Origin of the sequence: Arthrobacter sp. 2YAF22_2, assembly GCF_052114645.1 — a bacterium.
In the GTDB taxonomy this organism is placed as follows: domain Bacteria; phylum Actinomycetota; class Actinomycetes; order Actinomycetales; family Micrococcaceae; genus Arthrobacter.
Genome location: NZ_JBFRFD010000639.1, coordinates 1 through 1,761, shown reverse-complemented (window position 1 = coordinate 1,761; position 1,761 = coordinate 1). Strand labels below are relative to the sequence as shown.

Here is a 1,761-nt window from a genome sequence, read left to right as displayed (position 1 = left end):
CGGTGAGCTCCGCCGCCAAGGACGTCGTCGCCGCGGCCCACGCCGCCGGTGCCGAGCGCGTCTGCGTCGGCCTGGGCGTCTCCAACGCGGGGCACGTTCGCGAAATCGCCGCCTACGCCGACGGCGTCATTGTCGGCACGGCCCTCGTCGCGGCGATCGGTGAGGGCGGCGTGGATGCTGTAGCGTCCTTGACGAAAGAGCTCAGCACCGGCCTCAGCCAGGAAGAAGCGTAAGCAATGCAGTCAGTCCTCCACGCGGCAGCGATGGTTTCCGCGARCATTCCGAGTCCGGGCTGGTCCGGTTTCGATATCCCGCTGCCCTGGGGGACCCTGCGCATCCACGCCTACGCGCTGTGCATCCTGGCCGGCATCGTCGTCGGCCTGTGGCTGACGTCGGTGCGCTGGGCGCGCCGTGGCGCGCCTGAGGGCAGCGTCTGGGACATCGCCATCTGGGCGATCCCGTTCGGCATCGTCGGCGGGCGGCTTTACCACGTGGTGTCCTCCCCGGACGCCTACTTCGGTCCCGGCTTCGACGGCACCGGCGACCTGTCCCTGATTCCACAGATCCAACGTGGCGGGCTCGGCATTTGGGGCGCCGTTGTACTCGGCGTCGTCGGCGCCTGGATTGGCTGCCGCCGCGCGGGCGTCAAGCTCAGCGCCTTTGTGGACGCCGCGGCCCCGGGCCTGCTGCTGGCCCAGGCGATCGGCCGCTGGGGAAACTACTTTAACCAGGAACTTTTCGGCGCCCCCACCACCCTGCCGTGGGGCCTCCAGATCGACCCGTCCAACCCCAACTTCCCGGCCGGTATGCCCGCCGACACCCTGTTCCACCCGACCTTCCTCTACGAATCGCTGTGGAGCCTCGTGGGGGTTGCGGCGTTGCTGGCATTGGACCGGAAGTTCTCCTTCCGCCGCAGCCGGCTCTTCTGGCTCTACGCCATCTACTACACGCTGGGCCGGGTCTGGATCGAGGCGCTGCGGATCGACGACGCCGAGCAGATCAGTCTGTTCGGCATCACCACGCGGCTCAACGTCTGGACCAGTATCTTCGTGTTGGTCGCCGCGCTGGTGGTCTTCATCGTCCTCGGCCTGCGCAAGACTGACGGGTCGGACACTCCGTACCTGCCGGGGCGCGAACCGGAAACCGCGGCGGCGGTGAACGACGGCGCGGACGCGGACGCCGTCGCCGACGGCAAAACCAAAGAAGATGCCGCCGACGCCGACGCCGACGCCGGCACCGACGCCGGCACCGTCGCTGCCGGCGACACCGGCACCGACGCTGCCGGCGACACCGGCACCGACGCTGCCGGCGTCCACCATGCGGACTCTCATGTCTCAGATACTGAGTCGCGTGATAATCTCCCGGAGGGCCAAAGCGATGGGGGCCGCGCTCTGGCTTCGACCGATGCGGCTGCGGCTGCGTCGGGCGGGGAACCCGCCGACGGCACCAAACCTGCCGGCGAAAGGCCGGCAGCCGGAGTATCCGGCCGGCGTGCCGTGGGAACCATTCCGGACGCTGACAGCACCAAGTAGCTCAGCGCCGACAACCGGGCTGCAGGGCGACCGCCTGCTGGGCCCGGGTCCACAGCGTCGTGGCGACAGGGTTTGCATGGACTACCGGCAGCAGACAGCCGAACACCGTGCAAACCAGGGCCGGCGGTCCGCGTAACTGTTCGTACAGAAAGCGGTGCTGGCCTACAATTCGAGTAGGAAAATCACGTTGTTGCGCCCGTCACACCGGCGCCTCGATTCGGGCCAATGT

The 1,761-nt window shown here is 68.5% G+C and carries 2 protein-coding genes; both read left to right on the top strand.

What is annotated here, in order from left to right:
- A partial coding sequence (locus AB4Y86_RS18180; RefSeq protein WP_441403548.1) for a tryptophan synthase subunit alpha occupies positions 1-233 on the top strand: 233 nt, incomplete at its 5' end.
- A 3-nt stretch (positions 234-236) separates the two neighbouring features.
- Positions 237-1,532: a prolipoprotein diacylglyceryl transferase gene (lgt, locus tag AB4Y86_RS18175; RefSeq protein ID WP_441403547.1), complete on the top strand. Its 1,296-nt coding sequence runs from the start codon at positions 237-239 to the stop codon at positions 1,530-1,532.
- The last annotated feature ends 229 nt before the right edge of the window (positions 1,533-1,761 follow it).